Here is a 23,787-nt window from a genome sequence, read left to right on the forward strand (position 1 = left end):
ATTTGTTCAAAAATTAAATTTATGCAACGTATTTTATACTTTTTATGTATTTCAATTATTCTAACTTCTTGTGCACAAAATAATCTAGATGGATATTTAGTGAGCGGAAAATTAGACAAAGTAAAAAACAACGAACTTGTTCAGATAGTTAGATCTGAAGGTAGAACGACAGTTGTTTTAGACTCGACAAGAATTACAAATAGTACTTTTGAATTTAAAGGAAAGATTGATAACCCAGATATGTATTTTATAGCTATAGAAGGAATACCTGGCGGCCTACCATTTATACTTGAAAACGAAAAGATAGATTTAACTATTTACACAGATAGTGTTTATGCTTCTGTTATTGATGGCGGAAAAGAAAATAAGTTATTGAGCGATTATCAAGATTATGCTAAAAACTTACGTACTAAAACCTCTAAAATTGATGAAGCATTTAGATTAGCTTACCAAAACCAAGACTCGGTTAAAATGGCTAGTTTACGTACAGATTATGAAAACTTAATGAAAGAAGGTCTAGCTAATGACATACAATTTGTTTCTACAAATACCGATGCTGTTTTATCAGGATTTATTCTTGAAAGTGCAACAATGAACAACAAAATGGAGTTTGCACAAATTGAAGATTTATACAACAGTCTTGACGATAATATAAAAAACGCTAGAACTGGTAAAGCTGTTTCTAAATATTTAAATGAAAATAGAAATACTGCGATAGGAAGTATAGCACCTAACTTTACTGCTCCTTCTCCAGAAGGTGAAGCTATTACTTTAAATGATATTAAAGGAAAAGTTACTATCATAGATTTTTGGGCTGCTTGGTGTGGACCATGTAGGAGAGAAAACCCTAACGTAGTAGAGGTATATAAAAAATACCATGATAAAGGATTAGAAATTATTGGTGTTTCTTTAGATGGAACTCCACAACAAAAGGATGCAAAACAAGCATGGATAGATGCTATTGAACAAGATAACTTAACTTGGCATCAAGTTTCTAACTTAAAATATTTTAATGACCCTATTGCAAGAGAATATAATATCAATGCAATTCCTGCTACTTTCATTATAGATGAAGACGGGAAGATTATAGCTAAAAATTTAAGAGGCCCTGCTTTAGAACAAAAAATATCAGAATTACTAGATTAGTAAGCATCTGATTACATATAAAAAAGCCTTCTAAAATTAGAAGGCTTTTTTTATGTTTAAATTTTCCCCATTCGTTTTAAAACGAATAATAAAACAATTGGAATTGCTAATAAACCTATCATTAAAAGATTCTCTTGAAACAGCCAATTAGCTAAAAACAAGGTTATAACATAACCACCAATAGCGCCGCCAAAATGTGCATCGTGGCCAATATTGTCGGCTTTATTTTTCATTCCGTAAATAGAATATAATAAATAACCTATTCCGAAAATATAAGCAGGAATTGGTATTGGAATAAAAAACATGTACAAGCTCATTTCCGGACGCAATAAAATAGCAGAATATAATATTCCTGTTACTGCTCCACTCGCTCCTACCGCACTATAGTGATATTCATTTTTATGAAAATACAAAGACAATAAACTTCCAAGAATTAAACTTCCCACATACACTAGCACAAAACCTAGTGATCCTATATATTGAATAACAACATCAGCAAAAAAGAAAAGCGTTAACATATTAAATATTAGGTGCTGCGTATCTACATGCAAAAAACCCGAACTAAACATCCTAAATTGCTCCCCTCGCTTAATTCCTCCAATATTGAATTTATACTTTTCAAAGAAACTATAATCGCCAAAGCCTTTGTATGAGATTAATACATTTGCTACTATAATTACTATTGTTACAATACTTAAATTGCCCATATATTTTTAAAGTTTTGAGTCAAATATAACATATATTTGTTCTTGCAAAACTAAAATTATTTCATGCAGTTTCTTGTTTACATTATAATTTATCCACTTTTATGGGTAATCTCCATTCTTCCGTTTAGATTATTATATGCTATTTCAGACTTCTTGTTTGTGGTTGTTTATTATATCATTGGTTACAGAAAAAAGACGGTTACTTACAACTTAAAGCTTGTGTTTCCAGAGAAATCTGATAGTGAAATTAAAGATATTCAGAAAAAATTCTATGCTCACTTATGTGATATGATATTAGAATCTATTAAATCACTAACAATTTCTGAAGAAGAAATGATAAAGAGATTTAAACTTCTAAACGTTGAAGAAATACATAAGCTAGAAGTGTTAAATAAAAACATCGTTTTACAATGTGGACATTATGGTAATTTTGAGTGGATTTTTATCCTTCAAAAATTCGTAAACCATAAAGGGTATGGAGTATACAAGCGCTTAGCGAATAAATACTTTGATAAATTAATTAAAAGAAAAAGAGCGAAGTATAATACAGAGCTTATAACCACCAAAGAAACTATTCAAACATTATTGCATTCTAAAGCTAAAGGAGAGTTGTCTATTAGCGGATTTATCTCGGATCAATCACCTAAAAAAGATAAGGCTTACTATTGGAATGAATTTTTAGGCATCAAGGTTCCAATTCATACCGGAGCAGAAATGCTTGCAAAAAAACTAGATAGCGCGGTAGTTTTCTTTGCTGTAAAAAAAATAAAACGAGGATATTACGAAACTACCTTCCAAACAATTGCCGTTAATCCGTTGGAATATAAAAACTACGAGTTAACAGATAGATATTTAAAACTTGTAGAAGAACAAATTTATGAAGCTCCTGAATATTATTTATGGACCCATAAACGATTCAAACATAAAGATGAAGTTCCTGCTGAATTTCAATAGTTAATAGACAAAAAACTCATCTTAAATCAGAGGAGCTTTTTTATTAATCAGCATCAATATCTATTATGGTTTCCTCGGTTTTTCCTTTAAATACATATACATAAAACCACATTATTGTAAACGAAGGTATAAAGTCTAAACCAGGAATTATTTCTTCAATAAAAGCAAAAATACCAGCGTATTTTCCTTTGTCTCCCTTATATAGTCTTGTCATAATATATCCTGAAATTGGTGCCCAAACAATATCTATAAAAGGTATCATTCCTACAGCATCTAACAAGATACTTAAAGCTAATATTTTATATTTTTTCTTAGATTGTGAATTCATAGTAATTTTTTATCAAACATATTAATACAAAAAAAGTGCCAACATTAGTAGGCACTTAATAAGTATAAACATTTTACTAATTGTTACACTAAGAGAGCTTCTGCCCTATTAGGTTTAAAAATTCGTTTCTAGTTTCAATCTTTTCAAATTGTCCTCTAAAACCAGAAGTTGTAGTTACTGAATTTTGTTTTTGTACTCCACGCATCATCATACACATATGCGAAGCTTCAATAACAACCGCTACTCCTTCAGGTTTCAACGTATCATTAATACAGTCTAAAATTTGATGGGTTAATCGTTCCTGCACCTGTAAACGCCTTGCAAAAATATCTACGATTCTTGGCAACTTACTCAAGCCAACAATTTGTCCGTTAGGAATATATGCAATATGTGCTTTTCCGAAAAAAGGTAAAATATGATGCTCACATAATGAATACAACTCAATATCTTTAACAATAACCATATCTTTATAATCCTCTTTAAACATTGCTCCTCGAAGCACTTCTGCAGGATCTTGATGGTAACCCTGAGTAAGAAACTGCATGGCTTTTGCTGCACGTTCTGGAGTTTTAACCAAGCCTTCGCGCTTTGTGTCTTCACCTAAATCTTCAATGATACTTTTGTATTGTTGTTTAATATCTTCGGTTACTTGAATATTATATTCTTCAAATTGTTTGTATGGCATCTTTTCTAAATTTACTGCATAAAAATACGGAAAAATAAATAAGTGAACGGCAATAAAGAACTAAATGAAACGAATATACTATACGTTAATTTCTTTCAAACTACTTGCTAATTACAAATCTAAAAACATATAAAGTTGCTGATTTAAGCATAAAGTATTACTTTCATTGTTTGATTTAAAAATGCATGATTCAAGCTAAAAACATACATAAATATTACGACGATTTACACGTTTTAAAAGGTGTAGATTTACACATAAAAAAAGGAGAAGTAGTTTCAATTGTAGGAGCTTCGGGAGCAGGAAAAACTACTCTTTTACAAATCTTAGGAACCTTAGATAAGGCTTCGAAAAAAGAAAAGACTGTATTTAAAATCAAGGATACAGATATTACCAATTTAAACGATAAAGCACTCGCTAAATTCAGAAATGAAAATATCGGTTTTATCTTTCAGTTTCATCAATTACTACCTGAATTTACAGCATTAGAAAATGTTTGTATTCCTGCCTTTATAAAGGGAACAAAACCTTCGGAAGCGGAAAAACGCGCAAAAGAACTTTTAGATTTTTTAGGACTTTCGCATAGATATAAGCACAAACCCAATGAACTTTCTGGAGGAGAGCAACAACGTGTCGCTGTAGCTAGAGCTTTAGTTAATAATCCGGATTTAATTTTTGCAGACGAACCTTCCGGAAACCTAGATAGTAGCTCTGCTGAAAACCTTCACAACCTGTTTTTTAAACTACGTGATGAATTCGGACAAACCTTTGTAATTGTAACACATAACGAAGAGTTAGCCGATATGGCCGATAGAAAACTAACAATGGTTGATGGGAAGATTGTGGTGTAAAAGTGAATTCTATACCTATGAAAAAACTAAACCAAAAAGACTTAAAAGAATTTCTTGATAGCAAGGTAGAACAATACAATAATGTAAGGTTTATAGATAGTGACCCTATTCAAATACCTCATGAGTTCTCTAAAAAAGAAGATATAGAAATCGCTAGTTTTTTAACTGCAACAATAGCTTGGGGAAATAGAAAAAGCATTATCAATAATGCGAAGCGAATGATGCAATTATTAGATCACGCACCTTATGATTTTATTATAAACCACCATGAAACTGATTTAGAGAAATTAGAAGGTTTTGTTCATAGAACTTTTAATGATCAAGATTTCATGCAGTTTGTACGCAGCTTAAAACATATATACACAAAACATAATGGATTAGAAACTGTCTTTGTAAAGCATGCTGAAGAAAATTCACTTCAAAAATCAATTCATCACTTTAAAAAAGTCTTTTTTGAAATAGAACATTTACAAAGAACACAAAAACATGTAAGCGATCCTTTGAAAAATTCTGCAGCGAAAAGAATAAATATGTTTTTACGTTGGCTAATTAGAAAGGATAATGCCGGAGTAGATTTTGGTATTTGGAATAATCTCTCCCCTACGCAACTATCTTGCCCCTTAGATGTTCACTCTAGTAATGTAGCTAGAAAGCTTGGTTTATTAAACAGAAAGCAAAATGATGCTAAAGCTTTATTAGAGTTAGATACTTCCTTACGTAAACTGGATGCCAATGACCCTGTAAAATATGATTTTGCATTATTTGGCCTAGGCGTTTTTGAAGGGTTTTAAATTATTTTACCTTTTGAGCTTTTTATATTGTTTTAATAACGATTGATTCAGCTTTTCTTGACTTTCATAAAGTTTTCCACTAAAACCTATGCATTGCCCATCTTTTAATCGGGCTTCCGATTTATTAGAAAGCATATAACTTCCATCTGGATTTACAATAGTACCGTTGTTTAATTCTTTAGCCTCTTCTAATTGAATAATTTTTCCATCTACTTGCGCAAAAACTTTTCCATCTAACAAAATACAATAATTAGCATCTTCAATTTTATTTTTATCCTGAGAATAAAGGCTTCCTATAGATAAGAAAGCAAAAAGCATTAGTAATAAAATATTTTTCATAACAAATAGAATTAATGAGTATTAAAGATATAACTTTTTTCCTTTTGTTTTATTGCTTTAACAGAAGCATAACAAAAAAAACGGGTGAAGAACCTATTATTCTTCAGCCGATTGATAAAGTTATTCCGTTATCTAATTACTATCCTTTTAACCAGACTTTACGTAAAGCATTTTGTGCTTCGGTAGCATTCGGACTTGCTTGTAATTTTTTTCCATTGGCAAAAGATGGAGTAAGTGTAGTTTTAATACCCACTTCTTCACCATTTCTATCTAAAACCACATGAATTTCTTGTCCTGCTTGCCATACATACATAGTACTTATAACTTGTTGAGCAGTATTCATATTTAGTTCTACTCCGTCAACAGACTTTAGCACATCCCCTGGCTTCACTCCATTGTCATTCCAAAAGCTATTGTTTACAACAGCTGGCGAAAATGCTATTTCTAATGTCTGCATATTTGGTACAAAAATAAATTCGCCATCATTTTGAATATAGTTAGTTTCCACTTGGCCATCAATAAAACCTAATCCAACTTTAGCAAAGAACTTATTATAATCTATTGGTGTTGTACCTTCTACGTGCGTTTTTAAAAATTCTCCAATCGAAGGGTAAGTCATTGCAGTAATTTCTTCTATAAGAGTATCATCATTAAACGGCTTGTTTTTTCCGTATTTAGTAGAAAGTTCTTTCATTAGAGAAAGCATACTTCTATTTCCATCACTTTCCTCTCTCATTAAAATATCGATACACATTCCAATTAAAGCTCCTTTTAAATACACATTATAATACTGTGAAGCATAAGGCTCGTCTAAAACATTTTCACTCATTACCGTGAAACTCATGGTGTCATCTAGATTGGCAGCAGTTCTTATTTTATCTAAAACCGAAGCATAGAATTCATCTTCACTCATTAAACCTTCATATACTTGAAAATGTTGCGCAAAATATTCTGTCACCCCTTCGTACATCCATAAATGCTTAGAAAAAGTTGGTTGGTGATAATCAAAATAATGAACATCATCACTATGTACACTTAATGGTGTTACAATATGAAAAAACTCATGCGCAACAACATCTATCATACTTTTATCCAAATCTGGTTTTGAAGAATCTTCTGGAAGCACTACAACAGTAGAGGTATGATGCTCTAAAGCTCCGAAACCTTTAGGAGATTCTGGTCCGCCATCACTTAAATATAAGAATATATCATAACGAGGTGTGCTATCAATATCTCCTAAATATCTTTTTTGCGCTTGCATCATTTTATACATTGTTTCTTTTAATGAAGCAGCAGAATGTACATTGTTAGGGGAATAAACGCTTAATACAACTTTTATATCTTCTACTTGAAATTCTTCCACATCCAACTCTCCGTAAAACATTGGATTATCTGTTATATCAAAGTAACGTGGAGCAAAATAGCTCGTGGTAACAGCACTTCCATCATCACTTGTTTTTGTTCCTACCTCTTGAATTGCCGATGAACGAACAAAACTTGCTGGCGCTGTAACATCTAATTTATACTGTGCGTTTTTTAAAGAATCAAAATACCCAATAAAACCATGTAAGTTTAAAACATAGTTAGTAGGTTCTATATTGGTTCCTGCTGGAGAAAAAGGCTCTTCACCCCCAATTCCACCTGAAGTTTCAACATCAAAAGTGTCATTTACATAATAAGTGATTTTATCTAATTTTGTAGCGTTTGAAACTGACCATGAATTCACATCTAATTTGGTTGTAGCTATTTCATTTCCGTCATAATCAAAGGCCTTAAAGTCATCAACGTACTTTCCGAAATCACTAACAGAGTAAGTTCCTTGTACCACTCTAGGAAGTCTATAAATCACCGTTTCTGTAATAAACCTTCCCGGATCTACCGTTACAGGAACTTTATCATCAACAACTTTTGTTAAGTCTAATGTGGTTTCAATTGCTGAACTTGTTGCTAAAGCTTCTGCTTTTGCTGACTTTGAAGAAGTTCCGCAAGCAACAAGCATCGTGCTTAAGCCAATAATGGCAAATACTCTTTTCATTTATAAGGTTTTAAGTTTAAAATATTTCCAAAATATAATTTTTCAGTTTTTATAACACAGTTTTTTGTTGAAAACAAGCAAAAATTACACTCTGAATTTGCTAAAATAGACAAAGTAAAAAACTAAACTAACAAAATTCAGAATTAATCTAAAGCTTCACACCGTCAGGGAATATTTACATAAAATAAGTATATTAGCTTCATGCCAAAACCACTTATTAGCATTCTAACTCCTTTTAAAAACACCGAGAAATATCTTGCTTCCTGTATAGAATCTATACAAGAACAACATTATAGTAATTGGGAGCTTATGATTGTTGATGACAGCTCAACAGATAACAGCTATTCGGTAGTTAAAAGTTATGCAGAAAAAGATCCTAGAATAAAACTTTTAAAGAACGCTGGCAACGGAATTATTGATGCATTACGAATGGCTTTTAAAAATTGTAATGGGGATTACATTACCAGAATGGATAGCGACGATATTATGCATGAAGACAAGCTACAAACGCTATTAGATGGCTTACTGAAGCACGGGAGAAAACATGTAGCTGTTGGCTTGGTGAAATATTTTAGTAAGGAAGGAATTAGCAATGGCTATGCTAGATATGAAACCTGGTTGAATAACTTAACAAAATCAGGAACTAACTATACCGAAATTTACAAAGAATGCGTAATTCCCTCCCCTTGTTGGATGATTCACCGAGAAGATTTTATTGCTGCAGATGCGTTTAACCCTAACAGGTATCCAGAAGATTATGACCTAACCTTTAGGTTTTATAAACAGAATTTCACCTGTATTCCTTGTGATAAAGAAATTCATTTATGGCGGGATTACAGCACAAGAACCTCTAGAACCCATGAGCATTACGCTCAAAACTATTTTTTAGATATAAAGCTACACTACTTTTTAGAATTGGATTATGATAAAAATAGACTTTTAACTATTTGGGGCGCAGGAAAAAAAGGAAAAACAATTGCTAAGGCACTGGTTACAAAAGGAATTCCGTTTTATTGGATTTGTAATAATAAAAAGAAAATAGGAAAACATATTTATAATCAAGAACTACACAGTTTTGAGTACCTTAAACAAATTGAAAACCCACAATGCATTGTAACAGTTGCAAATGCAGAAGCTCAAAAGGAAATTAGAAATTACTTTAAGGAAGAAAACATGCTTTCATTTAGCGATTACTTTTTCTTTTGCTAATCTTAGTTTTTACTAGTATTTTTCTAAAATGTAAATCCGTGAATTTTTAGTGACTTAAAAACTTTTTATTCATATTCATTTTTTATCTTTGACCAACCCTCAATAATATGCAGTTTAAACACCCAGAATTTTTATACGCATTATTTGCACTGCTAATTCCAATTATTGTTCACTTATTTCAACTTCGTAAATTTCAAAAAGAAAATTTTACCAATGTTGCTTTTCTAAAAAAAGTTACGCTTCAAACCCGTAAAAGCGCAGTTATAAAAAAATGGTTAACCTTATTTACAAGACTACTTTTATTAGCTGCAACAATTATTGCTTTTGCACAACCATATACTTCCAAAAACAATAGCTTAAACACAGGAAAAGAGACGGTTATCTACTTAGATAATAGCTTTAGCTTACAAACAAAAGGCGCTCAAGGTGAACTACTTAAGAGATCCATACAAGATATTATTAGTGAAGTTCCTGAAGAAGAAACTATTTCTATTATCACAAACGATAAAACCTTCAAAAACACTACCATAAAAGCCATCAAAAATGATTTATTACAACTAGAGTACTCGCCTAATCAATTAAATTATGATGCTGTTTTACTAAAAAGTAAAACCTTATTTAGTAAGAAATCTAATAGCTTAAAAAACTTAGTATTTATTTCAGATTTTCAAGAAACAGAAAGTGCATTTCAACCAAAAAAAGACTCCCTAATTAATATACATGCGGTTGATTTAAAACCGGTAAATGTTGATAATATTTCTATTGATTCGGTATTTATTTCAAATACATCTGCCACTACTCTAGAGTTAAGTGTGAAATTAAAAAACACCGGAAATCCGGTAGAAAACATTCCTGTTTCCTTATACAATGAAGGAAAACTAATAGCTAAAACAGCTGTTTCAATGGACGGCGAAGCAATTACAAGCTTCATTTTAGCAATTAACGAGACTATTGATGGTGAAATAAGCATTGAAGACACGCAACTTCAATTTGATAACAACTTGTACTTCAATATTAACAAGCCTGAAAAAATGAATGTTTTAGCTATAAATAATTCAGATGATACTTTTTTAAAACGTATTTTTTCAGAAAACGAATTCAATTATAAAGCTTATAAAAACAAGGATCTGAACTATAGCGAAATAGAAAAACAAAACCTTATTATTCTAAACGAATTAGACGAAATTCCAAATGCTTTAATCACAACACTTACTAGTTTTACTAATAATGGAGGGTATTTACTCATAATTCCATCTGAAGATATTTCTCTTAGTTCATATAACAATTTACTGATAGCTTCAAACTTAGCACTTCATGCTAAAAATACTTCAGAAAAAAAGATTACTACTATTAACTATTCACATCCATTATATGCTAATGTTTTTGATAAACGTGTAGCTAACTTCCAATACCCTAAAATAAATAGTTTCTATACTTTTCGATCGGAGAATACTTCTAAAATTTTACAGTTTGAAGACGCAAAACCCTTTTTAGCGAACAACAAAAACCTATTTGTATTCACTGCTGCTTTAAATTCAAAAAACTCTAATTTTAAAAGTTCCCCTTTAATTGTTCCTACCCTGTACAATATTGCTAAAAGAAGCTTGCAAATCCCAAAACTATATTACACAATAGGAAAAGAAAACAGTTATGATGTACCGGTATCGCTACAACAAGATGATATCTTATCTCTAGTTAAAGAGGATATACGTATGATTCCGAAACAACAATATTTCAACAATAAGGTTAGCATAACAACCAACGATATGCCAAACGAAGCGGGAATTTACACCATTAAAAGCAAAACGGAAAGCATTCAAAATATTAGCTATAATTTTGATAGAACAGAAAGTAACCTTGTGTATCAAGATATTAGCAAGCTAGAAAACATCAGCTTAAGCAACTCCATTAGTCAATTATTTGATACTTTAAAAAGTGACTCAAAAATTAACGAGCTATGGAAATGGTTTGTTATTTTTGCACTGGTATTTTTGCTTATAGAAATGCTTATCTTAAAATTTTTTAAATGAATCTACTTTTAAAATCCGCAAACATTATTGACTCATCAAGCGAGTTTCATAATACGGTACAAGATATTTTAATTGAAAAAGGTGTTATTAGTAATATTGCTAAAAACATTGAAAACCCTAACAACTACAAAGAAATTAACCTAGAAAATCTTCATGTTTCACAGGGCTGGTTTGATAGCAGTGTTTGCTTTGGCGAACCTGGCTTTGAAGATAGAGAAACCATTGCAAACGGACTAAAAACTGCAGCGCTTTCTGGGTTTACAGCTGTTGCAATGAATGCAGATACACACCCTGTTTTAGATAGCAGTTCTGATATAGCATTTGTAAAAAGTAAAGCACAAAACCATGCAGTACATTTATTGCCAATTGGTGCTTTAACCAACAATAGTGACGGTGAACATCTATCAGAAATGTTTGATATGAAAAACGCCGGGGCTTGCGCTTTTCAAGACTATAAAAAACCTATTACAAATGCCAATATGCTTAAAATTGCTTTGCAGTATGCTAGTAATTTTAACGGATTAGTTTACTCCTATCCACAAGATAATTCTATCACAAGAAGCGGTGTAGTAAACGAAAATATTACAAGTACCAAACTAGGTTTAAAAGGAAACCCAAATCTAGCAGAAGCTTTACAAGTAGCTAGAGATTTATTTTTATTAGAATACACCAACGGAAAGTTACATATTCCAACAATTTCTACAGCAGAAGCAGTAGACCTTATAAGAGAAGCTAAAAAGAAAAAACTAGACGTAAGCTGTAGTGTTGCAATTCATAATCTATTTTTTACAGATGAAGTTTTAACTAGCTTTGATACAAAATACAAAGTACAACCTCCATTACGAACTAAAAAAGACGTAGAAGCTTTAATTGAAGGAGTAAAAGACGGAACTATAGACATGGTTACAAGTGATCATAACCCGTTAAATATTGAACTTAAAAACATAGAGTTTGATTATGCTAGCTACGGAACTATAGGTTTAGAAAGTGCTTTTGGAGTATTAAATAGTCTTTTTTCTACTAAAAAAACAATAAGTCTGCTTACCAAAGGAAAAGATCGTTTTGGAATAGAAAACACAAGTATTTCTATTGGAAACAAGGCGAATATGAGTTTATTTAATCCGAATCATAAATATACTTTCGAAAAATCTCATATTCATTCAAAATCTAAAAACAGTATATTTTTAAACACCGAATTAAAAGGAAGTGTTTATGGTATTATTGCAAACAAAAAAATGATACTTAACGCATGAAAGAGAATAGTATAAAAGAAGGAAAAAACCTAGCAATTATAGCCTACATAACCATATTAGGTTCTGTGATTGCTTATTTTTTAAATAACGACAAGAAAAATGCGTTTTCGGCATTTCACATCAGACAAGGCCTAGGCTTATGGCTTATGTATATGCTTCTTGGTTTTGTTACCAGTTCGATAGATAACTGGTTTGCTACACTAGGATTTTGGATATTTTTTGGAGTATTATTTGTCTTCGGAATTTCATCTGCTTTTTCAGGCAAAACACAAGAGGTTCCATTAGTAGGAGCTTATTTTCAAAAAACTTTATCAAAATTAGGTATCTAATGTCTGCACAAAATCTTTCACTTTATCATATAGTTCGTGAGTCTTCTTTAAAAGAGAATGCTCCTTTATTAATTATGTTTCACGGCTACGGAAGCGATGAAAACGATCTATTTTCATTTTCTTCGGAATTACCTGAAGAATTATTTATCATTTCCGTTAGAGCTCCTCTAGCAATGAAACCATACGGAAATGCTTGGTATACCATTAATTTTGATGACATTAACGGCAAATGGAGTGATGATGAAGAAGCAAAACAATCTAGAGATTTAATTGCAAAGTTTATTGATGAAGCTACTACTACTTATCCTGTAAACAAAGACAATGTTACGCTTTTAGGCTTTAGCCAAGGAACTATTTTAAGTTATGGCGTAGCACTAAGCTACCCAGAGAAAGTGAATAATATAATAGCCTTAAGTGGTTATATTAACCCTGAGTTATTACCTGCCGATGTTGAAACAAAAGACTATTCTAAATTGAATTTCTATTGTTCACATGGTAGTGTAGACCAAGTTATTCCGGTGGATTGGGCTAGAAAAGCACCTGAGTTTTTAAAAGTACTAAACATCAAACATGAATACAGTGAATTTCCTGTTGGTCATGGTGTTGCTCCGCAAAACTTTTACGGACTAAAAAAATGGTTAGAAAATAAAATTTAGTTAGGAGCGTACATTAAGGTATCAATAGGCTCAAAACTTAATTCACCGTTCTCTCCTATTCTATATCTTAAAATTAATTCTCCCCAATATTCTCCATCGGTAAAATTACAGATTAACCATTTGTGATTTAATACTCTGATTGCGTTAATAATCATTTTTCCTCCTGGCGACATTGCGTCATAAGGAACTAATGGATTGGATCCTTCTTGTAAATTTAATTCATATAAAGATTCTTCAATAAGAGCTATTAACTCATCACTTTCATAACCTCTTTTTTCTATATAATTTAAAGCTTCATCTGAATATCCTAAGCTAAATTCAGCAAAGTGAAAGGCTTTATCTTCTGCCGTTTTTATAGAATCTTTATACTTTTCTATTTTGGCTTTGTACTTTTCTATTTTTACATGATCTGCTTCGTATACGTTTTTAGAATTAACATATTGAAACAGAACAAGAAGTGCTGCAAATATGAATAAGTACATAAATATTTTATTCTTCATAATAATAGATAATTATAGATTAATGCTTAGTCCATCAAAAGCCAAATATACGTTTTCTGGAAGTTTTTTCTCTACTTCATCATGAAATCCTAACCAATGACTAATATGTGTTAAATAAGCTTTTTTAGGTTTTACTCTGTCAATAAAAGCAAGCGCTTCTTCTAGATTAAAATGAGAAGCATGTTTTTGTTCGCGTAAGGCATTTACAACCAAAACATCTAAGTTTTGTAACTTTTCTACTTCTTCATCTTCTACCGTTTTCATATCGGTTAAATATGCAAAGTTTTCAAACCTAAATCCAAAAACCTGTAAAGTATTATGCATTCCGTTTATTGGAGTAACTTTTAAATTCCCTAAATAAAAGGGATTATTTGTTATAATATGCTCTTCTACTCCTGGAGTTCCCGGATATTTGTTTTCGGTTGCAAAAATATAAGCAAAACGATTTTGAAGCTCATACATTACTCTTTTATGAGCATAAATAAGAATATCTCCTTGCTTAAAGAAAAAAGGCCTAATATCATCTAAACCAGCTGTATGATCTGCATGCTCATGGGTGAATAAAATAGCATCTAGTGTAGTAGCATTTACTCGAAGCATTTGTTGCCTGAAATCTGGTCCGCAATCAACAACATAAACCTTATTTTCATGCTCAATCATTACCGAAACACGTAATCTTTTATCTTTTGGATTTTTGCTTAAACAAACAGGGTGATTACTACCAATAACTGGAATACCCTGAGAAGTTCCTGTGCCAAGAAAAGTAATTTTCAATTGTTTGATATTTTGAAACAAAAATAAGTTTATTTTTTTGTTTGGTATACTTATTTAATACCTTTGTTAGTATACACATAATCCGAAATTTTAAAATGGAAATAACCATTAAAGGTGATAAAGAATTTGATGATGTTCCATCAATAAGCACAAAAGCGCTTCGAATAAATTTAAACGAAAATATTTACGGAACCTTTGCCGAAATTGGTGCAGGTCAAGAAACAGTTCGTCAATTTTTTAGAGCAGGAGGCGCTTCAGGAACTATTGCAAAGGCTATGTCTGCTTACGACAAGGCTTTTAGTGATTCTATTTATGGTATTGAAAAAGATAGACGCTACGTAACCGAAGCTCGTTTGCGTAAAATGCTAAATCATGAAGTTAGACTAATGGAAGAGCGTTTAACCAGAGATATGCATCCTAATAAGATATTCTTCTCTTACGCAAATACCGTTGCTACTATTGATTTCGCTAAAAAATACAGAGGTCACGGTTGGGTTGGAATCAAATACCAAGTAGAACCTGATCAAGATTATAACGAGATTATTTTACACGTTCGTTTTAAAGAAAACGACGCTAGATTACAACAGGAAACTTTAGGTGTTTTAGGAACAAACCTTATTTATGGTGCTTTCTATAAATATAAAAAACCTAAAAAATTACTTCAATATTTATACGATCATTTAGATAAAGATCAATTAGAAATTGATACCATAAACTTTGCTGGTCCAGCTTTTAAAGATGTAGACAACAGGTTAATGAGTTTACAACTAGTTAAAAATGGAATGACAGATGCTGTAATGTTTGCTCCTGATGGAAATAACGTATTGCCTGCAAAAGTTTTATATAAGAAAAATATTTTAGCACTTCGTGGAAGTTTTAGACCGGTAACAAAGGTTAATATGGACATGTTCCATAAGTCTTACGAAATGTTTATTAAGGAAAACAAAGTAGAAGAAGACAGAACACAGGTAGTTTTTGAAATTACTTTATCTAATCTTCGTGCAGAAGGAGAAATAGACGAGCAAGATTTTATGGATAGAGCAAAATTGCTTTGTTCTCTAGGTCAAACCGTTCTAATTTCAAACTTCCAAGAATATTACAAGTTGGTAGAATATCTAGCACAATACTCTAAGAGTAGAATGGCACTTGCCATGGGGGTTAATAACCTAATAGATGTATTTGACGAAAAATACTATCGCCATTTAAGTGGTGGTATTTTAGAAGCATTTGGTAAATTATTCTTTAAAGATTTACGTGTTTACTTATATCCAATGAAAAACGAAGATGGAACGCTTACAACTAGCGAAAATCTAAAAGTACATCCAAGGATGAAAGAATTATACAAATTCTTTAAATACAACGGAAAAGTGGTAGATATCACAGAGTATGACCCTAGTACATTATCCGTTTTTTCACGTGATGTATTAAAAATGATTGCAAATGGAGAATCTGGATGGGAAGAAATGCTTCCTGAAGGAGTTTCTAAAGTAATAAAAGAGAAAAGTTTATTTAGCTGCGAAACGGAAGAAATCTATTTAGATAAATAAACCGAAAAACTAATAATGAAATAAAAAAGAGCTATTAAAAATATAATAGCTCTTTTTTTGTTTACTGCTCTAATATTTGAGCTGCATGATCTTTTGTTTTAACCTTATCAATTACACGCTCAACAACACCGTTTTCGTCTATGATAAAAGTTTTGCGGTGAATACCATCAAAGGTTCTTCCCATAAACTTCTTCTCACCCCAAACGCCAAAAACATTCAGCACCACTTTCTCTTCATCTGCTAATAAAGGAAAAGGGAATTCATATTTATTTCTAAAATTAGATTGACGTTTTTCTGAATCTGCACTTACTCCAAGTAATTCATAACCTTTTTCTTGTAGCAACTCATAGTTATCACGTAGGTTACAAGCTTCTGCCGTACATCCAGGTGTACTTGCTTTAGGATAAAAGAAAACAATTAATTTCTTTCCTTTATAATCACTTAAAGAAACTGCTTCTCCGTCTTGATTATTCACTGTAAAATCTGGAACCTTATCTCCTGCCTTTAATGTCTTCATATTTCTTATTTTTGCTAACAAAGATACAATAATGACCAAACAAGAAAAAGTAGATTTCGTTATAAAGACCTTAGATGAGTTATATCCAGAAATTCCAACTCCATTAGATCATAAAGATCCATACACCTTATTAATTGCAGTTTTACTATCTGCGCAATGTACCGATGTGAGAGTAAACAAAACCACTCCCCACCTATTTGCTAAAGCAGATAATCCGTATGATATGGTAAAATTATCTGTAGAAGAAATCAAGGAAATTATAAAACCTTGCGGATTATCACCTATGAAAAGTAAAGGTATTTACGGTTTGTCTAAAATGTTAATTGAAGAACACAACGGAGTGGTCCCACAAACCTTTGAAGAGTTAGAGAAATTCCCAGCTGTAGGACACAAAACTGCTGGTGTGGTATTATCACAAGCTTTTGGTATTCCTGCTTTTCCTGTAGATACGCATATTCATAGACTTATGTACCGTTGGAATTTAAGCAGTGGTAAAAGTGTACAGCAAACTGAAAAAGATGCAAAACGTATTTTTCCTAAAGAACATTGGAATGATTTACACCTACAAATGATTTGGTACGGAAGAGAATATTCTCCTGCAAGAGGCTGGGACTTAGAAAAAGACATTATTACTAAAACTATTGGTAGAGCTTCCGTTTTAAAGGAATACTATGCAAAGAATAAAAAATAAAAAAGTCCTGATGACTATTTCAGGACTTTTTTAAAGTTTAATTTAGAAGGGCTTCAAACTTCATTTTATCATATTTCACAATGCGTAAAGCCTTCGAGTAATTTAAAAGAAAGTCTATTGTTTCTTTCTTCGGATTCATAGAAATTTGCTCCTTATTAGGATGCTTTGAGTAAAGTTTTGCCATCTAAAAAAATTTTGGTTCTCCTTTACTAACGCAGCATATTTCAGAATATTGTTAATTGGTTAATATTATATTATGCTTATCAATTATTTTACGCATATTTATTAATGCATAACGCATTCTACCTAGTGCAGTGTTTATACTTACACCTGTTTTTTCAGATATTTCTTTAAAACTCATATCGTTATACATACGCATTACCAATACTTCTTTCTGATCTTCTGGTAACTCTTGAATAACGCGTCTCACATCGCGTTCTACTTGTTCTTTTATTAAGCTCTTTTCAGCATCTAAAGTAGAATCACTTAAAACAGAAAAAATACTAAACTCGCCACTATTACTAAACTTAGGCATTCTATTAGATTTTCTAAAGTGATCAATAACCAGATTATGAGCAATGCGCATCACCCAAGGTAAAAACTTTCCTTCTTCATTATAGGAACCTTTTTTTAGGGTTTTAATAACTTTTATAAAGGTATCCTGAAAAATATCTTCAGCAATATCCTTATCATATACCTTAGAGTATACAAAGCTATAAATACGTTGTTTGTGTCTTGTAATTAATATTCCTAGCGCGCTTTCGTCCCCTTTTATGTAGTTACTAACAAGAGTTGCGTCTGTTATAAGTTGATTTTTCATAGCCATTACTTTTTTGCACAGAAGATAGTCTTCGTGTACTTGGGTGTTAATATTTAAAAAGTAATATTAGGCTATAAGCTAGAAATTTTAAGTTTGTTATTAATATAACCAAAGATAACAACAATCATTCCTAAAAAACAAAAAAAATATTTTTTTAACGTTTTATTACGCAATAATCAATTTTTAAGCTGAACTACTTATAGTATCTTTGCAAAATTACCTTGATAAAAAACTTATGTCTACTAATATAACGGAAGTAAACCCTAAAACAAACATCATTATAAAAGGTGCAAAACTGCATAACCTAAAAAATATTGATGTGGTGATACCTAGAAATAAATTAGTTGTTATTACTGGTTTATCCGGATCGGGAAAATCTAGTCTAGCATTTGACACTTTATATGCAGAAGGACAAAGACGATATGTAGAAAGCTTATCTAGTTATGCCCGTCAGTTCTTAGGAAGACTAAATAAACCGAAAGTAGATTATATTAAAGGAATTGCTCCAGCTATTGCTATTGAGCAAAAGGTAAACTCTACCAACCCACGATCAACCGTTGGTACTTCTACTGAAATTTATGATTATCTGAAACTACTATTTGCTAGAATTGGAAAAACCTATTCTCCAAAATCTGGTGAAGAAGTAAAAAAAGATACTGTTTCCGATGTTATCAAGTATGTAAAATCTTTTGATGAAAGAGAAAAGCTACTGCTCCTCGCTCCTATTCATTTAGAGGAAGGTAGAGAGCTAAAAGATAAATTAAAGGTTCTAAATCAACAAGGTTACGCGAGAATCAAGGTTAAAGATGAAATTCTTCGTTTAGATGAATCTCAAGATATAGCTGAAGATGCTAAAGATATCTTTTTGGTGGTAGATAGAATAATCACTAAAGATGACGAAGACTTTTATAACAGACTAGCAGATGCTACGCAAACTGCCTTTTTTGAAGGTAAAGGCGAATGTTATATTGAAACCTTAAGCACAAATAAACAGAAACACTTCAGTAATAAATTTGAGCTTGACGACATGGTGTTTTTAGAACCAAACGTTCACCTTTTTAGCTTCAACAACCCTTACGGTGCTTGTCCTAAGTGTGAAGGCTACGGAGATGTTATAGGTATAGATGACGATTTAGTTATTCCTAATACAGCACTTTCCGTATACGAGAATGCTATTTTCCCATGGCGAGGAGAAAGTATGTCGTGGTACCGAGATCAATTGGTTAATAATTCGCATAAATTTAACTTCCCAATTCATAAACCTTATTTTGAATTAAGCCCTGAACAGAAACAATTAATTTGGGACGGAAACGAACATTTTGAAGGGTTAAACGATTTCTTTGCCGAATTAGAAAGCAAAGCTTACAAGATTCAAAACCGAGTAATGCTTTCTCGTTATAGAGGAAAAACGAAATGCAAAACTTGTAACGGCAAACGTTTAAGAGCAGAAGCGAATTATATTAAAGTTGGCGGAGCAACAATTACAGATTTAGTTGAAATACCTCTAGATAAACTAGCTACGTTCTTCAAAGAATTAAAGCTAGACGAAACAGATGAAACTATTTCAAAAAGGCTTCTTAAAGAAATAAACAACAGACTTTCCTTTTTATCTAATGTAGGATTAGATTATTTAACTTTAAACAGAAAATCTAACACGCTTTCTGGTGGAGAAAGTCAACGAATAAACCTCGCAACTTCCTTAGGAAGCAGCCTAGTTGGTTCTATGTATATATTAGACGAACCTAGTATTGGTTTACATCCAAAAGACACAGAGCGTTTAATTTTAGTTTTAAAAGCATTACGCGACCTAGGAAATACTGTAATCGTTGTAGAACATGATGAAGATATCATGAAAGAAGCCGACGAAATTATAGATATTGGACCAGAAGCTGGTACTTTTGGAGGTAATGTTGTAGCTACCGGAACGTATAAAGATATTTTAGCTTCCAACTCTTTAACTGCACAATATTTAAACGAAACCTTAAAAATTGAAGTTCCTAAAAAACGTAGAACTTCTAAATATGCTATAGAAATTACGGGAGCCAGAGAAAATAACCTTAAAAATATTGATGTTCATTTTCCGCTAAACATGCTAACCGTAGTTACCGGAGTTTCAGGAAGTGGAAAAAGTACACTTGTTAAAAAAATTCTTTATCCTGCAATTCAAAAGCATCTTACAGGTTTTGGTGATAAACCGGGACAGTTTTCAGAAATAAAAGGAAACTTCAGCAATATAAAAAACATCGAGTTTATAGATCAAAATCCAATTGGTCGTTCTTCTCGTTCAAACCCTGTAACTTATGTAAAAGCTTACGATGATATTCGAGCTTTATATGCAAGTCAGAAACTAAGTAAAATTCGAAATTATGCTGCAAAGCATTTCAGTTTTAACGTAGATGGCGGTCGCTGTGAAACCTGTAAAGGAGAAGGTGAAGTAACTATTGAAATGCAATTCATGGCAGATGTGCATTTAGAATGTGAAACTTGTAAAGGAAAACGCTTCAAAAAGGAAGTACTTGAAGTAACTTTTGCTGGAAAAACTATTGATGATATTTTAAACCTTACCATCGACGATGCTATTGCTTTCTTTACTGAAAACGGTGAAAAGAAAATTCAAGGAAAACTACAAGCACTTCAAGATGTAGGTTTAGGCTATGTTACTTTAGGACAGAGCTCCTCTACTCTTTCTGGTGGTGAAGCACAACGAATTAAACTAGCTACTTTCTTAGGAAAAGGTTCTAGACAAGAAAATGCCCTGTTTATTTTTGACGAGCCTACCACAGGATTACATTTCCACGATATTCAAAAACTACTTAAATCTTTTTATGCTTTAATTGAAAACGGACATTCTATAATTGTAGTAGAGCACAATTTAGAATTAATTAAATGCGCAGATTACATTCTAGATTTAGGTCCAGGAGGTGGTGAATATGGAGGGAAACTTGTTGCAGCTGGAACTCCAGAAGAAATTGTAAAAATAAAAGAATCTGTTAGTGCTAAGTATTTGAAAGAAAAGCTTTAGTAAGAAGACTTTCCTAAATTATAATAACTTTTCCATTCATTTTATACGTTTCGGTATAAAATAATACTCCCTTATTTCTTATTTACATTTACCTATTCGAAACAACAACCTTCAATATGTTGATTATTAATTCATTACATTTTTGGCACGACAATTGAAACTCCATAAGCAAATAGCGTAAGCCGAAAAGCTAAATGAGTAGGCAAAATCTAAAACCTGAATACTATGAAAAAATTAGTACTATTATTTACAGGAATGTTAATGACATTAACAACTGTAACAGCTGCAGAAAAAAAATCTGCAATTCAAAAACAAGGTGAAGATTTAAATATTGCACGCTACAGTTATGCACAACCAATAATGTTTGTAGAGCGTGGTGTGGAGTTTTTAATTTTCCCTGACGGAAGTTTCGATTTTAATACAAATCTTGACTATACAGATGGCGATATGTATTACAGAACAAGAACACCAAGAAGAAGAACCAATGTAAATGCAACTTTTGGTGCTCCAGGAAATAGAGTAAACTTTGTTGCTTCTAGCAGACCAAGAGGAACCATTGTAACGCATGATAGAGACGGAAAAGTTCGTAGAATAGGGAATGTATTTGTTAACTATAACAGATATGATCAAGTAAAACGACTAGGATCTGTATATATTGGTTACAACAGAATGGGACTGATTGATCAAGTTGGCGGACTTCATATTCGTTATGACAGACACGGTAACGTAATTGCAATGAACGGTCATGTAAACTATAGCAACCAAGGTTGTGGTATCTGTGGTCATGCTACTTGTACCGTAAATCACTTTGATGTTTATAACGATTGGGATGACCATCACGACTATGAAGAAGACTTTTACTACTACAAGAAAAACGGAAAAACCATTAAGAAGAAAAAGCTAAAAAAAGCAAAGAGAAAGTAAAATTATCTACTAAATAAATAAAAGAAACCTCATGAAGCACTTATGCAAAGAGACTTTGTGAGGTTTTTAATTTTCGATTATTCGAAGATTTTAACAATACCAAATAATTAAACGTATCTTTGCAACTTATAAAAATGACATATATAATTTGTCATTTAACAATTACTATATGTCATTTAAATCTTTAGGCTTATCGGAAGCCTTATTGAAAGCAATCCAAAAAAAAGGATATACTACACCAAGTCCAATTCAACAAAAAGCAATTCCACCAGTATTATTAGGAAAAGATGTTTTAGCATCAGCGCAAACAGGAACAGGAAAAACTGCAGGTTTCACCCTACCATTATTACATTTACTTTCAGAAGAACCGAACCAAAAGCACAGACCAATTCGTGCTTTAATATTAACTCCAACACGTGAGTTAGCTGCACAAGTTTACGCAAACGTAAAAGAATACAGCGAATTTTTAAACATCAAATCTGCCGTTATTTTTGGCGGAGTAAACCAAAACCCACAAGCAGCTACCCTTAGACAAGGTGTAGATGTTCTAGTAGCAACCCCAGGAAGATTATTAGATTTAGAAAATCAAAAAGTACTTTCCTTAAAACATGTCGAAATTTTTGTTTTAGATGAAGCAGATAGAATGCTAGACATGGGTTTTTTACGAGATATTGAACGTGTCATGAAATTAATGCCAAGCAAAAGACAAAATCTAATGTTTTCGGCTACATTTTCAAAAGACATCAAAAAACTAGCAAACGGTATTTTAGACCATCCTGCTCAAGTAGAAGCTACTCCAGAAAACACAACGGTTGATGCTATTAACCAAAAAGTTTACCGAGTTGCAAAAAGCAAAAAAGCAGCCTTACTTTTAAAACTGATTATTGATGGACAATGGAATCAAATATTAGTTTTTACAAGAACGAAACACGGAGCAAACAATTTAACAAAAAAGTTACTTGGCGCAAATATTTCTGCAGCTGCAATTCACGGAAATAAAAGTCAAGGAGCTAGAACCAAAGCATTAGCTGGTTTTAAAAGCGGAAAAATAAATGTTCTTGTAGCTACAGATATTGCTGCAAGAGGTTTAGATATACCTTTACTTCCTCATGTGGTAAACTTTGAATTACCTAATATCTCTGAAGATTATGTACACCGAATTGGTAGAACAGGTCGTGCTGGAGCAAAAGGAGAAGCTGTTTCTTTAGTTTGTACCGAAGAGCTAGGTTATTTAAGAGATATCGGAAAATTAGTTGGAATGAAAATTCCATCTGAAACATTAGAAGGTTTTGAACCAGACCCTAACGAACCGAAAGCTCCTAAAAAACAAGGGCAAGGAAGAGGTAGAAGTTCTAATGCAAATAATTCTAATAGCAGAGGAAAAGGAAAAGCTTCATCAAACAAAGCTACCAATAACTCCAATAGAAATAAAAGCGGAAATTCTAGACGCAGTAGAAGTGCAAATTCTTAATGACCGAAGCTTTAAAAGAAAAAATTATAAAAGTCTGTAAGCAGAAAATGCAGCAAAAAGGAGATAACGTTGGTTTATCCTTTTATGCATTTTTTGCTAACAAAAATGATAATCCAGAACTTTTGATGGAAGCTGCCACTTGGTGGATTCAAACTCATAAGTTAGATCATTTTGAAAAAGCTAAAAAAGTATTATATTTAGTTTTATAATT

The 23,787-nt window shown here is 32.0% G+C and carries 25 protein-coding genes; 15 read left to right on the forward strand and 10 right to left on the reverse strand.

The features are described from left to right. Positions 1-21 precede the first annotated feature (21 nt). Positions 22-1,146, forward strand: coding sequence for a TlpA disulfide reductase family protein (locus tag DU428_RS07060; protein ID WP_113966034.1), 1,125 nt, complete (start codon positions 22-24; stop codon positions 1,144-1,146). Between the two features lie 56 nt (positions 1,147-1,202). On the opposite strand, the gene DU428_RS07065 is transcribed toward DU428_RS07060, so the two are convergent. Further along, the gene (locus DU428_RS07065; protein ID WP_072349431.1) at positions 1,203-1,853 is read right to left on the reverse strand and encodes a rhomboid family intramembrane serine protease; all 651 of its coding nucleotides are present in this window, start codon (positions 1,851-1,853) and stop codon (positions 1,203-1,205) included. Positions 1,854-1,916: 63 nt separating this feature from the next. Here DU428_RS07065 and DU428_RS07070 point away from each other — a divergent pair, with 63 nt between their 5' ends. Then, positions 1,917-2,807 carry a lysophospholipid acyltransferase family protein gene (locus tag DU428_RS07070; RefSeq protein WP_072349432.1) on the forward strand — a complete coding sequence of 297 codons (891 nt, stop codon included), beginning with the start codon at positions 1,917-1,919 and terminating at the stop codon, positions 2,805-2,807. Positions 2,808-2,850: 43 nt separating this feature from the next. Here DU428_RS07070 and DU428_RS07075 read toward each other — a convergent pair whose 3' ends face one another. After that, positions 2,851-3,135 carry a hypothetical protein gene (locus tag DU428_RS07075; RefSeq protein ID WP_113966033.1) on the reverse strand — a complete coding sequence of 95 codons (285 nt, stop codon included), beginning with the start codon at positions 3,133-3,135 and terminating at the stop codon, positions 2,851-2,853. An 88-nt stretch (positions 3,136-3,223) separates the two neighbouring features. Continuing rightward, positions 3,224-3,820 (reverse strand): GTP cyclohydrolase I FolE, encoded by a 597-nt coding sequence (gene folE, locus DU428_RS07080; protein ID WP_072349434.1) that lies wholly within the window; start codon positions 3,818-3,820, stop codon positions 3,224-3,226. 185 nt (positions 3,821-4,005) lie between these two features. Between folE and DU428_RS07085 the strand changes: the two genes are divergently transcribed. Further along, entirely contained in the window at positions 4,006-4,668 is a 663-nt protein-coding gene (locus DU428_RS07085) for an ABC transporter ATP-binding protein (protein ID WP_072349435.1), read from the forward strand. Between the two features lie 17 nt (positions 4,669-4,685). Continuing rightward, positions 4,686-5,459, forward strand: coding sequence for a TIGR02757 family protein (locus tag DU428_RS07090; RefSeq protein WP_072349436.1), 774 nt, complete (start codon positions 4,686-4,688; stop codon positions 5,457-5,459). Positions 5,460-5,465: 6 nt separating this feature from the next. On the opposite strand, the gene DU428_RS07095 is transcribed toward DU428_RS07090, so the two are convergent. Together DU428_RS07095 and DU428_RS07100 are read right to left on the reverse strand one after the other, a co-directional pair. Further along, on the reverse strand, positions 5,466-5,798 hold the full coding sequence (locus tag DU428_RS07095; RefSeq protein ID WP_072349437.1) for a DUF6799 domain-containing protein: 333 nt from the start codon (positions 5,796-5,798) through the stop codon (positions 5,466-5,468). A gap of 139 nt (positions 5,799-5,937) precedes the next feature. After that, positions 5,938-7,833, reverse strand: coding sequence for a M61 family metallopeptidase (locus DU428_RS07100; protein ID WP_113966032.1), 1,896 nt, complete (start codon positions 7,831-7,833; stop codon positions 5,938-5,940). A gap of 201 nt (positions 7,834-8,034) precedes the next feature. On the opposite strand from DU428_RS07100, the gene DU428_RS07105 reads away from it, so the two are divergent. The 5 genes from DU428_RS07105 to DU428_RS07125 all read left to right on the forward strand — a co-directional run bounded on the left by DU428_RS07105 (position 8,035) and on the right by DU428_RS07125 (position 13,310). Next, positions 8,035-9,042 carry a glycosyltransferase family 2 protein gene (locus tag DU428_RS07105; RefSeq protein WP_072349439.1) on the forward strand — a complete coding sequence of 336 codons (1,008 nt, stop codon included), beginning with the start codon at positions 8,035-8,037 and terminating at the stop codon, positions 9,040-9,042. Positions 9,043-9,149: 107 nt separating this feature from the next. After that, positions 9,150-11,072, forward strand: a complete 1,923-nt coding sequence (locus tag DU428_RS07110; protein ID WP_113966031.1) for a BatA domain-containing protein — start codon at positions 9,150-9,152, stop codon at positions 11,070-11,072. Beyond that, positions 11,069-12,325 carry a dihydroorotase gene (locus tag DU428_RS07115; protein ID WP_072349441.1) on the forward strand — a complete coding sequence of 419 codons (1,257 nt, stop codon included), beginning with the start codon at positions 11,069-11,071 and terminating at the stop codon, positions 12,323-12,325. Before DU428_RS07110 ends, DU428_RS07115 begins: the two co-directional genes overlap by 4 nt. Then, positions 12,322-12,654: a hypothetical protein gene (locus DU428_RS07120; RefSeq protein ID WP_072349442.1), complete on the forward strand. Its 333-nt coding sequence runs from the start codon at positions 12,322-12,324 to the stop codon at positions 12,652-12,654. The genes DU428_RS07115 and DU428_RS07120 overlap by 4 nt, the downstream gene beginning before the upstream one ends. Continuing rightward, entirely contained in the window at positions 12,654-13,310 is a 657-nt protein-coding gene (locus DU428_RS07125; protein ID WP_113966030.1) for an alpha/beta hydrolase, read from the forward strand. Before DU428_RS07120 ends, DU428_RS07125 begins: the two co-directional genes overlap by 1 nt. Here DU428_RS07125 and DU428_RS07130 read toward each other — a convergent pair. Together DU428_RS07130 and DU428_RS07135 are read right to left on the reverse strand one after the other, a co-directional pair. Continuing rightward, positions 13,307-13,810 carry a hydrolase gene (locus DU428_RS07130; RefSeq protein WP_243633462.1) on the reverse strand — a complete coding sequence of 168 codons (504 nt, stop codon included), beginning with the start codon at positions 13,808-13,810 and terminating at the stop codon, positions 13,307-13,309. The two genes, DU428_RS07125 and DU428_RS07130, sit on opposite strands and share 4 nt — an antisense overlap. Before the next feature lie 12 nt (positions 13,811-13,822). Next, positions 13,823-14,584 (reverse strand): MBL fold metallo-hydrolase, encoded by a 762-nt coding sequence (locus DU428_RS07135; RefSeq protein WP_113966029.1) that lies wholly within the window; start codon positions 14,582-14,584, stop codon positions 13,823-13,825. 95 nt (positions 14,585-14,679) lie between these two features. On the opposite strand from DU428_RS07135, the gene DU428_RS07140 reads away from it, so the two are divergent. Beyond that, positions 14,680-16,131, forward strand: coding sequence for a nicotinate-nucleotide adenylyltransferase (locus DU428_RS07140; RefSeq protein WP_072349446.1), 1,452 nt, complete (start codon positions 14,680-14,682; stop codon positions 16,129-16,131). 61 nt (positions 16,132-16,192) lie between these two features. On the opposite strand, the gene bcp is transcribed toward DU428_RS07140, so the two are convergent. Then, the gene (gene bcp, locus DU428_RS07145) at positions 16,193-16,648 is read right to left on the reverse strand and encodes a thioredoxin-dependent thiol peroxidase (protein WP_113966028.1); all 456 of its coding nucleotides are present in this window, start codon (positions 16,646-16,648) and stop codon (positions 16,193-16,195) included. 31 nt (positions 16,649-16,679) lie between these two features. On the opposite strand from bcp, the gene DU428_RS07150 reads away from it, so the two are divergent. Then, entirely contained in the window at positions 16,680-17,339 is a 660-nt protein-coding gene (locus DU428_RS07150) for an endonuclease III domain-containing protein (RefSeq protein ID WP_113966027.1), read from the forward strand. 37 nt (positions 17,340-17,376) lie between these two features. Here the strand turns inward: DU428_RS07150 and DU428_RS13395 are convergent, their stop codons facing one another. Next, a complete protein-coding gene (locus DU428_RS13395; protein WP_165839150.1) occupies positions 17,377-17,523 on the reverse strand; it encodes a hypothetical protein in 147 nt (48 codons plus the stop codon). 51 nt (positions 17,524-17,574) lie between these two features. Continuing rightward, positions 17,575-18,159: an RNA polymerase sigma factor gene (locus tag DU428_RS07155; RefSeq protein WP_072349506.1), complete on the reverse strand. Its 585-nt coding sequence runs from the start codon at positions 18,157-18,159 to the stop codon at positions 17,575-17,577. Positions 18,160-18,394: 235 nt separating this feature from the next. Here DU428_RS07155 and uvrA point away from each other — a divergent pair, with 235 nt between their 5' ends. From uvrA to DU428_RS07175, 4 genes are all read left to right on the forward strand, one after another. Beyond that, positions 18,395-21,181, forward strand: a complete 2,787-nt coding sequence (gene uvrA / locus DU428_RS07160; protein WP_113966026.1) for an excinuclease ABC subunit UvrA — start codon at positions 18,395-18,397, stop codon at positions 21,179-21,181. Positions 21,182-21,406: 225 nt separating this feature from the next. Continuing rightward, complete coding sequence (locus tag DU428_RS07165) at positions 21,407-22,105, forward strand: hypothetical protein (protein WP_123796491.1); 699 nt, start codon at positions 21,407-21,409, stop codon at positions 22,103-22,105. A 169-nt stretch (positions 22,106-22,274) separates the two neighbouring features. Next, positions 22,275-23,576, forward strand: coding sequence for a DEAD/DEAH box helicase (locus DU428_RS07170; RefSeq protein ID WP_072349451.1), 1,302 nt, complete (start codon positions 22,275-22,277; stop codon positions 23,574-23,576). Further along, complete coding sequence (locus tag DU428_RS07175; protein WP_072349452.1) at positions 23,576-23,785, forward strand: DUF6500 family protein; 210 nt, start codon at positions 23,576-23,578, stop codon at positions 23,783-23,785. Before DU428_RS07170 ends, DU428_RS07175 begins: the two co-directional genes overlap by 1 nt. The last annotated feature ends 2 nt before the right edge of the window (positions 23,786-23,787 follow it).

Source organism: Oceanihabitans sediminis (genome assembly GCF_003337215.1).
GTDB lineage: Bacteria > Bacteroidota > Bacteroidia > Flavobacteriales > Flavobacteriaceae > Oceanihabitans > Oceanihabitans sediminis.